General features: G+C 61.4%; 17 protein-coding genes. 6 read left to right on the plus strand and 11 right to left on the minus strand.

The window, feature by feature from the left end:
- Window positions 1–17 precede the first annotated feature (17 nt).
- Complete coding sequence (locus tag RT91_RS00085; RefSeq protein ID WP_035184870.1) at window positions 18–752, minus strand: SDR family NAD(P)-dependent oxidoreductase; 735 nt, start codon at window positions 750–752, stop codon at window positions 18–20.
- A 284-nt stretch (window positions 753–1,036) separates the two neighbouring features.
- On the opposite strand from RT91_RS00085, the gene RT91_RS19985 reads away from it, so the two are divergent.
- Window positions 1,037–1,933, plus strand: a complete 897-nt coding sequence (locus RT91_RS19985) for a LysR family transcriptional regulator (RefSeq protein ID WP_082468492.1) — start codon at window positions 1,037–1,039, stop codon at window positions 1,931–1,933.
- A gap of 52 nt (window positions 1,934–1,985) precedes the next feature.
- Here RT91_RS19985 and RT91_RS00095 read toward each other — a convergent pair whose 3' ends face one another.
- Genes RT91_RS00095 through RT91_RS00110 form a run of 4 tightly spaced genes read right to left on the minus strand, consistent with a single transcriptional unit; the run spans window position 1,986 to window position 4,615 of the window.
- Window positions 1,986–3,212: an MFS transporter gene (locus RT91_RS00095; protein WP_035184872.1), complete on the minus strand. Its 1,227-nt coding sequence runs from the start codon at window positions 3,210–3,212 to the stop codon at window positions 1,986–1,988.
- A gap of 2 nt (window positions 3,213–3,214) precedes the next feature.
- Complete coding sequence (locus RT91_RS00100) at window positions 3,215–3,538, minus strand: hypothetical protein (protein ID WP_035184873.1); 324 nt, start codon at window positions 3,536–3,538, stop codon at window positions 3,215–3,217.
- 1 nt (window position 3,539) lies between these two features.
- Window positions 3,540–4,103 carry an isochorismatase family protein gene (locus RT91_RS00105; protein WP_035184874.1) on the minus strand — a complete coding sequence of 188 codons (564 nt, stop codon included), beginning with the start codon at window positions 4,101–4,103 and terminating at the stop codon, window positions 3,540–3,542.
- A 59-nt stretch (window positions 4,104–4,162) separates the two neighbouring features.
- Window positions 4,163–4,615 (minus strand): MarR family winged helix-turn-helix transcriptional regulator, encoded by a 453-nt coding sequence (locus RT91_RS00110; RefSeq protein ID WP_035184875.1) that lies wholly within the window; start codon window positions 4,613–4,615, stop codon window positions 4,163–4,165.
- Between the two features lie 501 nt (window positions 4,616–5,116).
- On the opposite strand from RT91_RS00110, the gene RT91_RS00115 reads away from it, so the two are divergent.
- Window positions 5,117–5,584 carry a DUF1203 domain-containing protein gene (locus RT91_RS00115; RefSeq protein ID WP_035184876.1) on the plus strand — a complete coding sequence of 156 codons (468 nt, stop codon included), beginning with the start codon at window positions 5,117–5,119 and terminating at the stop codon, window positions 5,582–5,584.
- A gap of 22 nt (window positions 5,585–5,606) precedes the next feature.
- On the opposite strand, the gene ada is transcribed toward RT91_RS00115, so the two are convergent.
- The 3 genes from ada to RT91_RS00130 form a co-directional block, all read right to left on the minus strand.
- The gene (gene ada / locus RT91_RS00120) at window positions 5,607–6,710 is read right to left on the minus strand and encodes a bifunctional DNA-binding transcriptional regulator/O6-methylguanine-DNA methyltransferase Ada (protein WP_051788098.1); all 1,104 of its coding nucleotides are present in this window, start codon (window positions 6,708–6,710) and stop codon (window positions 5,607–5,609) included.
- Between the two features lie 158 nt (window positions 6,711–6,868).
- Window positions 6,869–7,870 carry a DMT family transporter gene (locus RT91_RS00125; protein ID WP_240314120.1) on the minus strand — a complete coding sequence of 334 codons (1,002 nt, stop codon included), beginning with the start codon at window positions 7,868–7,870 and terminating at the stop codon, window positions 6,869–6,871.
- Between the two features lie 675 nt (window positions 7,871–8,545).
- On the minus strand, window positions 8,546–9,247 hold the full coding sequence (locus RT91_RS00130) for a hypothetical protein (protein WP_035184878.1): 702 nt from the start codon (window positions 9,245–9,247) through the stop codon (window positions 8,546–8,548).
- A 230-nt stretch (window positions 9,248–9,477) separates the two neighbouring features.
- On the opposite strand from RT91_RS00130, the gene RT91_RS19990 reads away from it, so the two are divergent.
- Entirely contained in the window at window positions 9,478–10,140 is a 663-nt protein-coding gene (locus tag RT91_RS19990) for a flavin reductase family protein (RefSeq protein ID WP_082468493.1), read from the plus strand.
- A 17-nt stretch (window positions 10,141–10,157) separates the two neighbouring features.
- Window positions 10,158–10,886 carry a helix-turn-helix transcriptional regulator gene (locus tag RT91_RS19995; protein WP_082468494.1) on the plus strand — a complete coding sequence of 243 codons (729 nt, stop codon included), beginning with the start codon at window positions 10,158–10,160 and terminating at the stop codon, window positions 10,884–10,886.
- Between the two features lie 156 nt (window positions 10,887–11,042).
- Here the strand turns inward: RT91_RS19995 and RT91_RS00140 are convergent, their stop codons facing one another.
- Window positions 11,043–11,849: an SDR family oxidoreductase gene (locus RT91_RS00140; RefSeq protein WP_240314121.1), complete on the minus strand. Its 807-nt coding sequence runs from the start codon at window positions 11,847–11,849 to the stop codon at window positions 11,043–11,045.
- 42 nt (window positions 11,850–11,891) lie between these two features.
- Between RT91_RS00140 and RT91_RS00145 the strand changes: the two genes are divergently transcribed.
- Both RT91_RS00145 and RT91_RS00150 read left to right on the plus strand, forming a co-directional pair.
- Window positions 11,892–12,815, plus strand: a complete 924-nt coding sequence (locus RT91_RS00145; protein WP_035184883.1) for a LysR family transcriptional regulator — start codon at window positions 11,892–11,894, stop codon at window positions 12,813–12,815.
- A 505-nt stretch (window positions 12,816–13,320) separates the two neighbouring features.
- Window positions 13,321–13,941 (plus strand): DNA-3-methyladenine glycosylase I, encoded by a 621-nt coding sequence (locus RT91_RS00150; RefSeq protein WP_035184887.1) that lies wholly within the window; start codon window positions 13,321–13,323, stop codon window positions 13,939–13,941.
- Between the two features lie 64 nt (window positions 13,942–14,005).
- On the opposite strand, the gene RT91_RS00155 is transcribed toward RT91_RS00150, so the two are convergent.
- Window positions 14,006–14,386 (minus strand): VOC family protein, encoded by a 381-nt coding sequence (locus tag RT91_RS00155; RefSeq protein WP_205408930.1) that lies wholly within the window; start codon window positions 14,384–14,386, stop codon window positions 14,006–14,008.
- Between the two features lie 249 nt (window positions 14,387–14,635).
- A partial coding sequence (locus tag RT91_RS00160; protein ID WP_035184890.1) for a transposase occupies window positions 14,636–15,535 on the minus strand: 900 nt, incomplete at its 5' end.

Below are 15,535 nucleotides of genomic sequence, written 5' to 3' on the forward strand. Positions count from 1 at the left end.
ATTGATTTTCCGGCCATTCAGATGGCCGAAAAGCCGCCGTCGACAGACAACTCCACCCCGTTCACGAAGCTCGAATCGTCTGAGGCAAGAAACAGCGCGGCCGTAGCGATTTCCTCAGCGCGCCCCATCTTTCTCCGGGGAATCAGGGATTCGAACATCTGCTTAGCCTCTTCGGTGAGAACCTGGTCCTGCATCGGTGTGGCGATCGGACCTGGGTGCAGCACGTTTACCCGGATGTTCCTGTCCTTCAGTTCGTTAAGCCAACCGCGTGCGAACGCGTGCAACGTCGCCTTACTAGCTGCATAAACACTGTAACCAGGAAAGCCTTTGATAGAAGCTACTGACCCGGTCATGAAGATTGACCCGCCATCGTTGAACAGCGGTAACGCCTTCTGGACAGTGAACAGCGTGCCTCGCGCATTCAGGTTGAAGGTCGTATCGAAGTGTTGTTCGGTAATCTCGCCCAGTGGGACGGCTTCGCCCATGCCGGCGCTCGCGTACAGGACGTCGATCTTGCCTTTTTCCCGCTTGACCGTGGCGAACAGATGGTCGAGATCGTCGAGGTTAGCCGCGTCGCCGCGGACGCCGGTCACGTTCCGGCCAATCAGCCTGACGGCCTCATCAAGCACCTCCTGCCTTCGGCCCGTGATGAAAACGTAGGCACCTTCTTCAACGAACCGCTTGGCACTTGCCAGCGCCATACCGCTCGATCCACCCGTGATGACTGCCACTTTACCCTCAAGCTTTCCCATAGCTTCTCCATCCTTCTTTGGTTGTTCGGGGACGCCCCGAGAGCCTCAACATGGGTTCGCCGAATTCAGTCGTTGAGTGTGAAGTCGCGCACATCTCTGGTGCGAAATCGCTCCGGCTTGTCGGCTTAGGCCAGCCGCGACAATAGGTATTCACCGTTCGAAATATGGCCGTGCCCGCAAGCGTGGGCTATGATCGTTGCCCGCGATGTCGCCTATTGGAGAGGGCTTTTAACGGTGTTTGACATAGGCTTTGGGCGACGCATCCTGCGGTGCGGGATTACACCATGATCGACTGGGACGACGTTCGTTATTTTCTTGCAGTTGCACGCCGAGGCTCGGTACGGGCTGCCGCCGAACACCTCGGTGTCAATCACGCGACCGTGCTGCGGCGCATCGCTCAACTCGAGGAACGCCTCCGTGTACAAGTCTTCGAAAAGCTGCCTACAGGCTACCGCCTAACGGAGGCGGGTGAGGAGATCCTCGAATTCGCTGGCCAGATGGAAGCGTCGTCAAACCAACTGGAGACGCGAATTTTTGGGCGTGACCAAAGCGCGCGCGGGCTTCTGCGGGTAACGCTGCCACCCTTTCTCGCGACACATCTGCTCATGCCCGACTTTGCCGATTTCGTGCGTCTGCATCCGGATATCGAGATGGAAATCCTGTCGACCGGCGAAGTCGCGAATCTGACCAACCGAGAGGCCGATGTCGCGATCCGCGTCATAGTTGACCGGAAGACTCTGCCATTTAATCTTCATGGTCTGAAGGGGCCTGATTTCTCGGCCAGCGTTTACATATCTCGCGACCGCCTGGGATCTTGGCATGAAGGTGCTCATGATCCCCTCCGTTGGATCGTCATCAACAATCACGGCATTTCCGATTGGGCGCCGCAGGGAAAAATTCAGGTTACGGAGGTCCCATTCAGAACCCTGGACGCCGAGGCACAAATCGCTGCAGTCCGACAAGGAATTGGGATGACAAGACTGCCATGTTTCGTCGGAGATTCCGACCCTCTGTTGGCACGAGTTCCGGGCGCCGAGCCGCAACCGCATGGAGCGCTCTGGCTTCTCACGCAGGGGGAAACACGCAAGACGAAACGCGTGCGACTATTCACGGAATTCATGTCTCATAGGCTCGCTGCGTATGCGCCGCTTCTCGTTGGGCGGTCCATCTCGCGTAACTGACGCCGCGCATGCCTAGCTGCCGAGGGCAACCACGCCCGTAAAAGCCTACATATCAAGCCGGAGGCCGGGGCTCCAAGCGTGCCAGGGCACACGCCCCGACGATTGCCGCCGCGAAACCCGATGCCGCGCCGACGCCGAGCGACCAGCGTGGCCCACAGTGATCCGCCACCCAGCCGATGATCGGCGCACCGATCGGCGTGCCCCCAAGTGCGATGCCGACACGCAGTGCCATCACCCGCCCTCGCATCGCAGGTTCTGTCGAAAGCTGCATCAAGCTGTTGCTCGTATTGGTCAAGGTCAGGGCGGCGACGCCGATAATCACGAGCGTACCGGCGAACAGCAAATAATCTGGAGCAAGTGCCGCGAGCGTACAACCGAATCCAAAGACCCCGGAACCCATAATCAAAATGCCGAACTGTGCCTGATGCCGACCGGCATTGAGCAGTGCGCCGGCAACGGTTCCGATCGCCATGATCGACGACAGCATGCCGTATCCGCGCGCGTCGGCGTGGAAGACCCTGACCGCCATTGTCGCGATGAAGATCGGGAAGTTCAGGCCGAAGGTCCCCACCAGGAACAGCATCACCAATATGGCCTTGAGGTCAGGACGCCCCCACACATGGCGCAACCCTTCGACAAAGTGCCCCTTGGCGCGGGGCGCCCGCGCGTTCGGATGGAGCTCGGGGATGCGAAGGGAAAGGAGAGAGATCAGCACCGCGGCAAAGGACGCGCCATTGATCAAGAATGCCCAGCCTGTGCCAATCGTGGCGATGATCACGCCGGAGACAGCAGGCCCAATCATCCGTGCCGCATTGAACGAGGTCGAATTGAGCGCCACAGCGTTGTGCAGATCCTCGTCCCCGACTAGTTCCGAGACGAAGGTCTGGCGTACAGGCGCATCGAACGCCGCCGCGCTGCCGAACAGAAATGCGAAGATGTAGACCTGCCAGAGACGGACAACACCCGTGATGGTGAGTATCCCCAGCGCCAGAGCGAGAGCGCCCATCGTCGCCTGCGTAGCGATCAGCAGCCTGCGCTGGTTGAAACGATCAGCGGCGGAGCCCGTCCAGGGAAGCAGAAGAAACTGCGGCCCAAATTGCAGCGCCATGACCAGGCCGACAGCTGACGCGTCGTGATGGGTGAGCTGGGTGAACACCAACCAGTCCTGAGCCGTCCGCTGTACCCAAGTGCCCACGTTCGAGACGAAGGCACCGGCGACCCAGACCCGATAATTGAACCCCCGCAGAGACCGGAAGATGCCGGCGCTCGGAGCCTTCATGACTACTCCGGGCGATTGCCGCCGTGGAAGCGACCAAAATGCCGAGCCAAGAAAAGCGCGATCAGGAGCGCGCCGGCCCCGCAGGCAAGGACGTCACCCGTGTTCCTCACTCCAAAATCGCCGATCCGGAACACGAGAACATAGCTGGCAACGAAATTGAAAAAGCCCCACAAGACGTTGACGGTCGACGAAGAGAGCCCTTCCCCCGGCGGTCGCGCGAATGGGCTCTGGAACGGCCTGCCCATCATCCCGCTGACGAGATGTGGCACGGCATTCGCAAGAAAGGCGCCGCCCAAAAAATACGATGCGATATCGAGCCAGGGCATGTCAGGGAGTCCGCGCTGCAAGCAGGTCAATGATGTTTCGGGTGGTGCCGGCTTCCCCCAGCCGCGGAAACACGTTCGCGATGCTGTAGGCGTGCGCCTCTAGGCGCATGTCGGTCATGGCGTCGATGGCGAGGGTAACGTTGAAACCGTGCTCATAGGCTTGCCGCGCGGTCGCTTCGACGCCAGTTCCGGTGGCCACGCCTGCGATCACCACCTGGGTGATGTCCAGCCCCTTCAACTGTGCTTCGAGGTCCGTGCTCGCGAACGCGCCCCACGTCCGCTTCGTCACGACGATGTCGCTGGGCTGCTGATTGAGCTCTGGAATGAGATCGCTCCACCCCTCGGGACAGGGGCCAGTTTGACGTGGCTGTTCCGTCCGACCAGGCGCCCTGCCAGTGACGTTGACAAGCACTATCGGCAGACCACGCGCGCGGAAGGCGTCGGCTAACGCACGCGCCCGCTCGATGATGTCGCCGATCGGGTGGACCACAGGCAGGCTGATGATACCCTTTTGCAGGTCGACGATGATGAGGGCCGTGTGTGGGTCGAGTGTCGTCAGAGCCATTGGAATGTCCTTTCGGAGACCGCGATAGGTTGAGCCGGGCGCGGGCCCCGCGAACGCCGTCAATCGCCGACGAGCCGCTTGAGCAATTCGACGGATGCCGCGAGTTCGTCCTGTTCCTGCAGAGATAGCCGTGCCTCGATGGTGCGAGTCAGCCAATCCTGTTTTGCCGCCCGCTTTTCCTGGGCCCATGTGCGGCAAGCGTCGGTGAGCGAGAGGAGGGTCTGCCTTCCATCATTCGGATCTGGCGCGCCGCTGACCAGTCCGGCGGCCTCAAGCGCCGTGATGACTGACCCCATCGATTGCGGACGCATCCCTTCCGCTCGCGCCAAGCTCGCCGCTGTCGCCGGGCCATCGGTCTCGAGGCGCAACAGCACGGACACCTGGGATGGGGTCAGATCACCCATACCTCCCTGCTCGCGCAGCCGACGTTTCAGCTTGCTGAGCAAGGCACGAAGATCCTGCGCCAAGGCTGAGGCGCGGGTGGAGTGATGATCCTTTGACGCGGTGTTCATGCCGTCTGCATGCCATTTATTAAGTCGAACTGTCAAGTTATTCTTATCAGATAAACTGCTAACTCTATGTCCCTATTTTCCAGCAAGCCCAGTGATTCAGGCCGACAGAAGCGGTGTCCGGATCCAGGATGTGGCCACGATACGTCGAAGGGCTAAATTGGGCGCATAGCCGCCTATGCCGTTCTTTGGTGTGAGGAGGACCGATAGCCGTGGCGAGGGGCGGAGCGCATCAATGCCTGCGGCCAGGCGCCAGGTTGGTGGAAATCTCCTGATCCGGCTTCAGGAACATCAGGTTCGACGAGCAATGGCGCCACGGGCCGTTCCGTTGCCGCGGCCGTGCAAATGTCTCTGCGGCGCTACTGCTTGCCCCCCTCGTCAATCAGTTGACCGGACCGAAGGCGCCAGCTCGACGTCGTCCCAATTTCCCTGCAAGATTCGGAGCGTCCGGCACCGTCGAGCTTCGTATGGATCGCTCTCGAAAATCATCTTGGGAGATTGAACATGGCATTCAGAATCACCGGGCTCGACCCCGCCCCCTTCCGCCATCTCTATGGGCTGCCCGAAGAAGCACTCGCCGCTCACGGCGCGAAGCGCTATATAGCCAATACTAGGCCCGGCTTTCCGGACCGCGTGGAGATCCGCGACGCCGCGCCAGGCGAGACCGTGCTTCTGCTCAACTACGAGCACCAGCCCGCCAACACGCCCTACCGGTCGCGCCACGCCATATTCGTCCGCGAAGGCGCCGAACGCGTCTGCAACGAGGTTGACACAATCCCTGAATCGCTCAGCGTGCGGCCGATATCGCTCCGCGCCTTCAACGCGGCCGGCGAGATGGTCGACGCTGACCTTGCCGCCGGCGGCGAGCTTGAACCGCTGATCGCGCGCTTCTTCGCCAATCCGGAGGTAGCCTACCTCCACGCGCACTACGCGAAGCGCGGCTGCTACGCTGCGCGCATCGACCGCGCGTAACGGGCGGGCGGACGGGCGGCGATTACGACGCCGCCTCGGCCTCCGCCTGGCGGCGTTCGATATCGAGAAGGGAACGCTTGCGCTCCAGCCCCCAGCGATAGCCGCCCAGCCCGCCATCGCTCCGCAGGGCGCGGTGGCAAGGAATGAGGACGGCAATCCGGTTTACGCCACACGCGCTCGCCGCGGCCCGGATCGCGCGGGGAGCGCCGATCCCGCGCGCGATTTCCGCGTAGCTGACGACCTCACCCGACCGCACGCCGAGCAGGAACCGCCACACCCGGATCTGAAAGGCGGTGCCGCGCAAGTCGAGCGGCAGTTCCGGCCGCGGCTCGCCTCTGGCCAGATGCGCGTCGAGTGCCTCCATCCAGTCGTCCAGGGCCCGATTTCCGTCGACCCGCGCGGCTTTGAGCTCTGCGCTCGGAAACTCGGCGGCGAGTTGCTTCAGCAGGCTGGCGGCATCGGCGCCGAACTGAACGAAACAGACACCGCGCTGGGTCGCGGCCATCATCAGCGGGCCGAGGGCAGTATGCCTGACCGCATGCACGATGGACTCGCCCGCACCGCCAGCCCGGTAGGCCGACGGTGTCATCCCCAGCCCGCCATCCACCTGCTCGTAGAGGCGGCTGGTCGAGCCGTAGCCCGCGTCGAAAGTGGCATGGAGCACGCTCGCCCCGGCCCGCAGGCCCGACTTCAACGCCTCCAGGCGCCTGGCGGCATGGTATTCCCTGGGGCTGATGCCCATCACCGCCTTGAAGCTGCGCTGGAGGTGGAAGGGACTCATCGCGGCGATGCGGCCGAGCCGGTCGAGGGTCAACGGTTCGTCCACATGAGCCGCGATGTGCACGGCAACCGCGTGGATCCGTTCGACGATGCCGTCCATTCGCCCGGCTTGCGTCGGCACGCAGCGCTTGCATGGCCGAAATCCCGCTGCCAGCGCCTCCGCCGGCGTGTCGTAGAACACCATGTTTTCCGGCCTGGCCGGCCGTGCCGGGCATGAAGGGCGGCAGAACACGCCGGTCGTCGCGACGGCGTAGACGAACTGGCCGTCCGCCGAGCGGTCCCGCGCGCGGACCAGGGCGAAACGCGGGTCGCCGGCAATCACGTCAGGGTCCGATATGGCTGGCATTTCCCGTGCCTCCGCAAAAAGAGCCGACTTGCAACCCTGATTTAGTGCGGTCCGCCGCAAACCGCACTCCGAACCTTGCGGCGCAACCGGGCCCGGTCGGCGTACACGCGCGGGCAGCGGCCCGTCGGCAAAGGTGGAATGAACGGATGTCTTGGCGATCAGATTCCGTCGCCGTCGTTGAACAGATGCATCACGACCTCTTCCGGTCTGGCGCCACCGCCCGGCCTTCGGAGTTTCGCAAGGAGAATTCTGGCAATCCTGCCGTCAATGCAGGCAAGCCCCAGACCGATGACCGCCATGCCGCCAAGAGCGCGCGGTGCGACGCTTTCCCCCAGCGCTAGCCAGCCCAGGAGCAGGGCGCTGACCGGCACTAGGAGCGTCACCAGCAGGACGTTGGTCGCACCGGCGACAGCCAGGATCCGGAAATATAGGACGTAGGCGAATACGGTACAGAGCACCGCGATGCCGATCATCGCCCCCCAGATGTCTGCGCCCGGCACCTGCAGGGTCCAGGGACGATCGATGACAGCGACAAGGGGAAGCAGAACCAGGGTGCTACCGGTGATTTGCCCTGTGGCCACCTGGATCGGCTTCAGCCCCTTGAAACGGCGCCCGTAGATGGCGGCAAAAGCATAGCTGAGCGCTGCCGACAGGCACGCGATCTCACCCGCGAGGTCCTCCGCGCCAGCGCCGGCCAGCACGTCGGGCCCGATCAATACCGCAACTCCGGCAAGGCCGATCGCGACTCCGGCAAACTTGCCCGGGGTCAACTTCTCGTTTGTCGTGAGCCAGTGCGCCACAAGCACGGTGAACATCGGCGTAGTCGCATTCAGGATCGAGGCGAGCCCGACCGAGATGCGCGTCTCGCCGATGACGATCAGCGTGAACGGGATCACGTTGTTCAGTAGGCCCATGACCAGGAAAGCCCCCCACGTGCGGGCCGAAGTCGGCATGTAGTCGCGGCGGAGCAGAAGCCACAGGTTCAGGATGACGGCGGAGAGACCGACGCGGCCGAGGACGACGGTGAAAGGCGGCAGGGCCGCGAGCATGATCTTGAAAAAGAAAAATGAACTGCCCCAGATCACTGCCAGCAATACCAGCATCGCCCATTCGCGCCGGCCCATGGCCAGTTCCGTCGGAGTGATCTTGCCCCGTTTCATGTCCCCGAATCCTTTAAACTGCGAGACGGACATGGCCTGTGGTGGTCGCTTGCGCGATCTGTTTCTTGCGTGGGAATTCGTCTTGGCCCGAGAGAGGTCGTTGATCGGTATCGACGGATGAACGTTTCTGGAAACCGGAGTGTACCCATCCGGCGTCTTATATGGCGTATGGCGAAGCCGCGTAGCGCAGGCGCGTAGCGGTTCATCCCCGCACCTGCGGGGAACACGTTAGCGGATTCGAACTTGAGCGCAGCTTTGGAATGCGGCTCGATGCTCTGCATGAGGCCGCGATCAACGGTGTTCAACTGACCGATGCGCACAACCAGATCATCGGGCTGATAGGGAGAGGGGCGAGACCGTATGGCCCGAGACCGTGTTTGGCTATCGCGGCAATCTTGAGGTCCAGCCGACTGACGAGGTCTGACGAGTCCGTGCGCGGGCCGTTCCTTACGCGCCCGCGCGCTAGAATCACTGGGTGATGACCAGCGGGACCCAGGTGCGATGAGCGACAATCTTCCAGCCGTGCACGCCATCGATCTGCGAAGTGGCTTAATATCTCTTTTCACCAGTGGGTCGCTCTCCTGCGTCGTCATGGGGGACGAGTATGAGGAGATCTGGTGGATCAAAAGCACCGGCATTTCTTTGAAGGCGGTAGATTCTGATCGACGAATACATTCACGCCGCGAGCTGTATGGCTGGCGTGTTCTCGAATGCGACCGCGGCCTCCACCGCGGAGGGGCGCACTCCATAGAGCCGGGCCGCGGCAGTAGCTCCCTCGACACGAGCGGCAGCTGCCAGGACGGCGGTCGGGACACAGGAATCGTTGTCGATTGGCTGGCCGAACGCTCGCTGCGGGTCGACCACAATGCCGACCTGGCGGCCGCGCGGCCACCAGAGTGCTGGAGCACCCTGGTCATCGAAGTCGATCGGCTTGAGGAGCGGCGCCATGATCTCGCGGAACGCATACTGCCGCCGAAACAGGTCGATCAGGCTATCCCGCTCCTCACCCTTCTCGTCTGTCTCAAAGACCTGGAGGAAGATGTTGCGGCCATCGGTCCTGAAGCGCTTCGTCGAGAGCGGTCGGTCCTGTCCGATAATCTCCCGGGCAAGGATTATGGCTGCCCGGACGCGCTGGGGTGAGATGCCACTGCGGATGAATTCGTCGGCAACCCTGAGCTCCATGAGGTCCCGGAAGCCGAGGCACAGCCGACCGTCATCCGTGTCAACCTGGGGTGTCCAGAGCGGCGGGTAGTCGCGCTCCCGAATCCGGTGTCCGCGCAGCCACCGCGAGATCTTGCTGGACGGCACACCGAGCAGGCGCTGGGCCTCAGCCGGCGTGTAAAGCCCGATCCCAATGAGCTCCGCCACAGTTGCCACCCCATCAAATCCGCCCGAACCTTAGTGTGGCCGGTGGGCATGATCAACGAGACGCCAAGCATCAGTTCATCCCCGCGCATCGAGTGGGACGCTACCCGAATGCGGCAACTTGGGTTGGAGTTATGATGTTGGGTTTTTGCAACTGAGGTGGCGCAGCCGAACAGTTCGGTTCTGACCGAATCATCGCCCTTCGTCGGAGGATATGATGCAATCTCCATAGGAGAGTTACGATGCCTTCGAATGCCGAATTGCTTGCCGTGCCTCAGCTTAATAGCGAACACATCGAAATCACGCCTTCAGTCCTCTACGTCGGTACTCCGGTTGTCCTGATAACGACCCTCAACCCTGATGGCACGACCAATATCTCGCCGATGTCCTCAGCTTGGATGCTCTTTGATCGCGCCGTCCTCGGGATGACATCGACAAGCAAGGGTCGGGAGAACGCGGTGCGCGAGCGGCAGATGGTGCTCAATTTTCCGTCACCCGACCTTTGGCCGAAGGTTGAGGCAATCGCGCGCGGGACAGGCAGTGATCCCGTGCCGCCTCATAAGGAGAAGATTGGCTACAAATTCGAACCTGAGAAGTTTGAACTTTCTGGCTTTACCCCACAGGTATCGACCATGGTCAGACCGCTAAGGATCGCCGAATGTCCGATACAGTTCGAGGCAGAAGTCATGGCGTGTCATGACCCTGGGGGAAACTGGCCCCAAGAGCGGCCGGAGGCTTTCCAGATCATCGAAGCACGAGTTCTTCGTGTCCATGCACATCGGAACATCGTTGTGCCCGGCACCAGCCATATAGACACAGCAAAATGGCAGCCATTGGTTTATGTGTTTCGGCATTATTTTGGTACCGGCGCTGACCTCGGACGAACGTTCAAAGCAGAAATATGATGGTGGATTAGGGAACCATGTTGAGCACTGCCTCCTTTGCCGAAACGGCCGCCTTAGCTGGCGATCCGGCGCGCGCCAATATGTTGGCTGCGTTGATGGACGGCCGTGCCCTTACAGCTACGGAACTGGCTCGTGTTGCTGGTATTACCCCGCAGACCGCCAGTGGCCACCTGGCTCGGCTGACGGGAGCAGGCTTCCTGGCGATGGAGCGACAGGGAAAGCATCGTTACTACCGCCTTGCCTCGCCTGCCATCGCCAATATGCTGGAAGGAATTATGGCTGTTGCGGGTGATCTCAACGGTGGGGACGGTCCGCGAAAGAAGAAGGCAGTCGTAGTCGGCCCCCGCGATAAGGCGTTGCGTCGCATCCGGACATGCTATGACCACCTTGCCGGACAGGTTGCGGTAGCGATGGCTGATAGAATGGTGGAACGTGGATTTCTCGATATTTCGGGGGATGGCGGCGCGCTCACTGACGAAGGCGTCATTCACTTGCGTGGGATTGGTGTCGATCTCGATAGTGCCGCAATGCGTTCGAGCAGGCGCGGAGGACCAATATTCTGTCGTCCCTGTCTGGATTGGAGCGAGCGCCGATCGCACATTGCTGGCTCCGTGGGCGCCGCAATATGCCATGCGTGTTTTTCTCAGGACTGGATGCGCCGTATCAAAGGCACGCGTGCTGTGGCCATTACTCCGTCCGGGCACTTGGCGCTCAGCAAAGCATTCGGCGCAGACATCCCAGGATAGTTCTCGCACTTCAACCTTTCCGAAAAATTGCCATCGCCTGAAAGCTGCTCGTCGCACTGTGGAAATCCGTCACTGTCGGTGTTCTTATCGAGGGCGTGATCATGAAAGCCGCCCGAGGTTACCCACACAAACTAGCTGCCGATCAGCAAGGAGTGCTCACCAGGGAACTGTACGGCCCTCCCGGTCGAGATACCGAAGGCCCGGATGGCCGCGCTGTGCGAGAACGGTATCCACGATCTGCGGCACCGTCTCCTCCAGGCTGAACGGCGCGTCCGGCCCACCGAGGGCCGTGCGGATCCAACCCGGTGCCAACAGAAGCAGGGCGCGGAATCCGCCGGCATGGCGCGCGGCGAAGCTGCGCATGTATTGGTTCAGCGCCGCCTTGGAGCCGCGATACACCTCGTGTCCGCCTTTGGTGTTGTTGGCGATGCTGCCCTGTCCCGATGACATGATGCCGACCATGCCGGTCGGAGCTACGCAGTCCTGCAGGCTTTCGACCACCCGCATCGGACTGAGCGCGTTGGTGACCATCACGTCGACGAACTCCTCCGTCGAGACCTCCGCTATAGTCTCATTCTGATTGGCATTCGCGGTGCCGGAGTTCACGAAGAGGATGTCAAGCGTCCGTCCTGAAAGGCGGTCGCGCAGGGCGGAGATCTGCTCTGGCCGTGTCACGTCAAGTTGCTCGATCTCGACACGACCGGGATGAGCGTCGGCGAGGTCGTGCAACAAGGTCCGATCCGCGCCGCGCACTGTTCCGATCATAGCCCAATCCCGCTTGAGAAACTCCGCTGCCATCGCATGACCGAGGCCGCGGGATGCTCCGATGATCAGGATGGTGCCGGCCGATTTCTCTGGGGTGTTTGATTCCATGGTGCTGCCTTTCGATCCTGATGACCTCGCGGAATTTGGCCGTATCAAGACGAATGCACTAGCCGCACTGTATGCAAAGTATTGTTGCATCTGACGCTATGTCCTCCATGTCTGAAGGCGTAGGATCGGTGTATGGACACAATCGATCTCAATCTGCTTCCAGCGCTGGACGCGCTTCTCTCCGAAGGCAGTGTCACCGGTGCGGCACGCCGGCTAGGATTAAGCTCTTCCGCCATGAGCCGAACCCTCACACGGCTTCGCGCCGCGACCGGCGATCCGTTGCTGGTGAGGGCCGGTCGCGGTCTTGTGCCGACGCCGCGCGCCACCGCGCTACGCGACCGAGTGCATGTCCTCGCATGGGAGGTGCGGGACGTTCTCAGGCCGCAGGACGAGCGCCTCGATCTCGCCACGCTCGACCGGACCTTCACCATCCGTGCCAACGAAGGCTTTATCGGAGTGTTTTCCGTGCCTCTTGTCGCTGCCGTGATCGCGGCAGCACCCCATGCGCGCCTGCGGTTCGCTCCCAAGCCCGCCAAGGAAGCCGGGCCACTGCGGGACGGGACAATCGACCTTGAAATCGGCGTGCTCGGGGAATTTGCACCCGAGGTGCGCACGCGTCAGCTGTTTCGCGACAGATTCCTCGGTGTGGTGCGGACCGGTCATCCGCTGCTGTCGGCACCAGTGACGCCGAAGCGCTATGCCGCAGCCCGGCATGTCGGAGTCTCGCGCAGGGGAAGTTTCACGGGGCCAGTCGACGAGGCACTGGAGGCTCTCGGGTTCCAGCGCACGGTCGTCGCCGTCGTACCGGGCTTTACCGATGCACTGCGGATCGCCCGTCAATCGGATCTCGTCGCACTCGTACCCCAGTCGCTTGTCGGGGACGCCTCGCTCATGGAAGGCTTGATGGGCTTCGACCTGCCGGTCGAGACGCCCGACATCAGCGTCTCGGCATTGTGGCATCCCCGCATGGACGCTGACCCCGCGCATCGGTGGCTGCGCGGCACCGTCTTTGCAGCCTGCTGCTCAGCGTACGGCCCCGTCACGTCCAAGGAATGACGACCGCTGTCGCCCTGTTGCCTTCTGGCGTGGCCACTTCCCAGCTGGCACCTCCAGTTCCATCCCGAAGTTCATGGATATGGCATGCGGCAGTGCTGCATTGCACAAAATTTATGTGGCAACGTCGGCCTGTAGCGCTATATCGATCACATGTGAGGCTCTGCCTCGCATTTTGGACGTTTCCTCCCTAAACTTGGCGGCCTCAATGGCCGCCATTTTTTTTCGCCGGTTCTTGGAGCCACCTGGAGAAGGCAGTCGCGCCGAATTTCTGGCGACTTCATCTCAGTGTCCGTCCAAGATCAACTTGAGTCCTTGGAATGATTTGTCGTTCCCTGACGGCGTCGTCGGTTCGCATGAGCTTCCGATGTGGACTGTCGAAAACCGCGCCCGCTATGATCGCAGTCGGCTTCGCCAGCCCAGCGGAGAAGCCTCTGGGCCGGTCCGCGGCAGCTTTGCACATCGAGCGCTTCCCGGAACCAGAACCCTCAACAGCAAGGCGTCAAACATGAATGAGACGACGATTGGATCCGATGGAAAGCCACGGTGCAGTTGGTGCGCTGCGACCCCAGATTACCAGCGCTACCACGATACCGAGTGGGGATTTCCTGTGGCAGACGACCGGCGTCTGTTCGAGAAGCTATGTCTCGAAGGTTTCCAGTCGGGGCTGAGTTGGCGCACGATCCTTGAAAAGCGCGAGAATTTCCGTACGGCGTTCAAGATGTTTGATTTCGAGGCGGTAGCCGGGTTCGGCCCCAAGGATGTCGAACGCTTGCTACAAAATGCAGGCATCGTCCGCCATCGCGGCAAGATCGAGTCGGTTATCAACAATGCGCGTCGCGCCCAAGACCTGATCGCCGAAGCGGGCTCGCTTTCGGCCTTCGTCTGGAGCTTCGAGCCTATTGAAAGCGTGAAGCCACAAGAAGCTGCCGCGGCGCTGGCCAAGGCGCTCAAGCGGCGCCAATGGTCTTTCGTGGGACCGACCACTGTTTACGCCTTTATGCAAGCGATGGGCGCGGTCAATGATCATGCCGAGCTTTGTGTCATCCGCGCGAATGTAGAACGCGCACGAGCCGTGTTTCAAAGACCGACGTGTGCTGAAAAGCGGCCAACAGACATCCAAGGATAACTAGAGGATTATGCACGCTTGGGAACGTGGCCGATGCATGCGAAGCGAGAGCCGGGCCGGTGCCTTAGGGCTCCACCGAGGCACTCCCGAATCCGATCTGGTTGCCGTCAGGGTCCAGGTAAATGACCTTGCGCACCCCATCCGGGAGGGTTTCGCGGACGGCCGGTGTCAATCCGCGCGCGGTAATTTGCGCGATGAAGCCGTCGAGGTCATTTAAAAAGAATAAATTAAACGCGTGCCCGGCGTGTTCAGGAAGCACTTTGATAAAAGCGTACCGATGTTCCGCAAGCTCCCACACGGCCTCGATCTCATTGGGTAGAAACGCAGGGGGACAACCCAACAAGCGCTCGTACCAAGCGCGGGCCGAGGGGTAATCTGTCACCGGGAAGCCGGCAAACAGAAACATGCCCGAGGCATCGGAGAAAACCTGCTTTGATTGAGTCATTGCGGACCGATCTCCCTAACCTGCTGCTACCCCCAACCATACTAAGGACGGCTGATTAAGCGGCGCGCCGGGCCGTTCGGTCGCGTTTGACGATGTCGAGGACAGTGTTCTCATAAAAGCCGGCGAGTGTAGGGGCTTGCAAGAATTATATGTAAGAGGGGCAAAAGGGTGGGTAACCCGAGTTCGACTTGGTCAGCAGGCCAACGATCGAGCAGGTGGCGGGAACGAAGAAATTGTCGCGGATACTGGTTAGGTGGGGCGGAGGCGGGCTCTGACGTAGAAGTCGAGCGGCGCGATGATCGCGGCCCCCACCACCTTGAACCTGCTACCCAGATAATCCCAGATCGCGATGCCAAGTTTGTCACAGGTCTTGGCGAGGCTCAGGAACGCGTCGCGGCAATCCCGGCCGGTCTCACTCCGGGTTCCGGCGCTGATCTTCCGCCGCGTGACGTGACCGCGGATGTCGTTTTCCGAACCATTGGTGTGGAGCGGGATTTCCGGCCGTTCCAGCACCATCAGTAGTTCGGCCTTGTTGGCGTGCAGCCGCGCCAGCAGACGGTCCAGCGTCACGAAGCCGGTGCGGCAGAGGAAGATACGGTCGAAGCGGGTCCGTAACGCCCGAGCCTGCCGCTTGCCCGGTTTTTGCTGGTACGCTTTGAGGTCCGCGTAAAAATCCCAGATCAGGCCACGAACCCGCGTTTGAGCGGCGCGATGCTGGTCGTTGAACGTGTCCAGTTTATGCACCAGCCGTTCCGCGTGGACCCAGCACAACGCGTGCCGGCCGATATTGAATTGTCCGGCGTCGTCGCTCAGAATAACGGCATCGCACAGAAATTCATGCGCCTGAACGCTGCCCCATAGCGCCGCTTCTGTGGCAACCCGCACTGGGTTAGGCGTGACCGCCAATGCGGTGAAGCCGAGCCGCTCGAGAAAAGCCGTCCACGCCGGCTGATCAGCGAACCGAGTCTGTGGGCTCGCCGCCAGAAGGGCGATCGTCGCGGCGGGAAGACCATGATCGCGCATGTAGGTGTAGGCCGCGTCATTGAGCACGTAATCGGTATGCCCGGCACGGAGCAGATCAAGAAAGTTCATCCGGTTCTTCGAGGACCGCGTGCGGAACCAGGTGAACCACTCATTGCCGATCTGCGT

Origin of the sequence: Acidiphilium sp. JA12-A1 (genome assembly GCF_000724705.2) — a bacterium.
Taxonomy (GTDB): domain Bacteria; phylum Pseudomonadota; class Alphaproteobacteria; order Acetobacterales; family Acetobacteraceae; genus Acidiphilium; species Acidiphilium multivorum.